At 68.5% G+C, this 945-nt stretch carries 1 protein-coding gene; it reads left to right on the top strand.

Going from position 1 to position 945, the window contains the following annotated elements; translation table 11 throughout:
* Positions 1-73: 73 nt before the first annotated feature.
* The coding region (locus AC1D01_RS36575) for a DUF1800 family protein (RefSeq protein ID WP_477874689.1) at positions 74-945 on the top strand (872 nt) is incomplete at its 3' end.

A 945-nucleotide genomic window follows, 5' to 3' on the forward strand; every position in this document is an offset into this window, starting at 1 on the left:
CGTGCACAAGGCGAGTGTGAGCGGCGTGGGGCCGACGTTGGCGTGGCGCAACTGGCGTATCGCCGGATGTCTGGTGCTGGCGGCCGTGATGGCGGCCTGCGGCGGCGGCAAGAGCGACGGCGGCGCCGGCGACGGCACCAGCCAGCCGCCGCCGGCCGGAGCTGAGAAGCCGGCCTCGCGCGCCGAGGCTGCGCGCTTCCTGACGCAGGCCACGTTCGGCCCGACCGATGCCGAGGTCGACCATGTGATGTCGGTCGGCTACTCGGCCTGGATCGACGAGCAGTTCGCGAAGCCGGCGTCCAGCAGTCTGGCACTCTGGGATGCGAAGGCCACGGCGAACAATGCGACCGTCAACGCGGCCCAGGACGGCACGACCCACGCATTCTGGCGCAACGCGATCAGCGGCGACGACCAGTTGCGCCAGCGCGTCGCGTATTCGCTGTCGCAGATCTTCGTGATCGCGATGCAGGACGCAAACGTCGACGCGCGTGCGTCCGCGGCCTTCCTCGACATGCTCAGCGTCAAGGGCCTGGGCAACTACCGCGACCTGATCGAGGGGGTCTCCAAGCATCCGCAGATGTTGGGCTACCTGACGGCACTGAGAAACCAGAAGGCCGATCCGAACACCGGCCGCGTGCCGGACGAGAACTACGCCCGCGAGGTGATGCAGCTGATGTCGATCGGCCTGCACATGCTCAACGCCGACGGCAGCAAGCAGCTCAATGCCGGCCAGCCGATCGACGCCTACGGCCAGGCCGACATCAGCGGCATGGCCCGCGTCTTCACCGGCTGGAGCTACGCCTGCCCCGCCTGGCCGGACAGCAGCTGCTTTTTCCTCGGCGAGAAGGCGGGCGTCCGCGATCCCGAGCGCACCACCAAGCCCGTGCTCGGCTATCCGGCCTACCACAGCACCGAGGAGAAGAAGTTCCTCGGCGTGACGATCCC

The organism is Rhizobacter sp. P3_B12 (assembly GCF_056402895.1).